General features: G+C 49.6%; 1 protein-coding gene. It reads left to right on the top strand.

The genetic code is table 11. The features are described 5' to 3' along the window. Positions 1-74: 74 nt before the first annotated feature. A partial coding sequence (gene ftsZ, locus ACTHUE_RS19550; RefSeq protein WP_440402849.1) for a cell division protein FtsZ occupies positions 75-847 on the top strand: 773 nt, incomplete at its 3' end.

Raw genomic sequence — 847 nt, forward strand, 5'->3', positions numbered from 1 at the left:
ATACTTCTTATATAATACGGATAATGAGTTATTTTTGAACCGTCCTTATAAAGCGGGGCGCGGAGGATTATTGAATGGAATTTGTTTACGACGTAGCAGAATCAGCAACGAGCCCTGCTGTTATTAAAGTTATCGGTTTGGGTGGTGGCGGCTGTAATGCCATCAACAACATGGTTGCCAACACTATTCATGGTGTTGAGTTCATCAGTGCCAATACCGATGCGCAATCATTGGCTAAAAACAATGCGGCTAAACGCATTCAATTGGGTACAAACCTGACTCGCGGTTTAGGTGCCGGTGCAAATCCTGAAATTGGCCGCGCCGCTGCTCAAGAAGATCGTGAAGCCATCGAAGATGCTATCCGTGGTGCAAACATGCTGTTCATCACGACCGGTATGGGTGGCGGTACAGGTACCGGCTCTGCTCCTGTTGTGGCTGAAATCGCTAAAGAAATGGGTATCCTGACCGTTGCGGTTGTAACCCGTCCGTTTGCTTACGAAGGCAAACGCGTACATATCGCTCAAGCAGGTTTGGATCAGCTCAAAGAGCGTGTCGATTCCCTGATTATTATCCCTAACGACAAATTGATGACTGCCTTGGGCGAAGACGTGACCATGCGTGAAGCTTTCCGTGCGGCCGACAATGTACTGCGTGATGCTGTTGCCGGTATTTCCGAAGTGGTGACTTGCCCGAGCGACATGATCAACTTGGACTTCGCCGACGTGAAAACCGTGATGAGCAATCGCGGTATCGCCATGATGGGTTCAGGTTTCGCGCAAGGTATCGACCGTGCCCGTTTGGCTACCGATCAAGCTATCTCCAGCCCGCTCTTGGATAACGTTACTTT

This window comes from Neisseria sp. P0021.S005, from assembly GCF_051956955.1.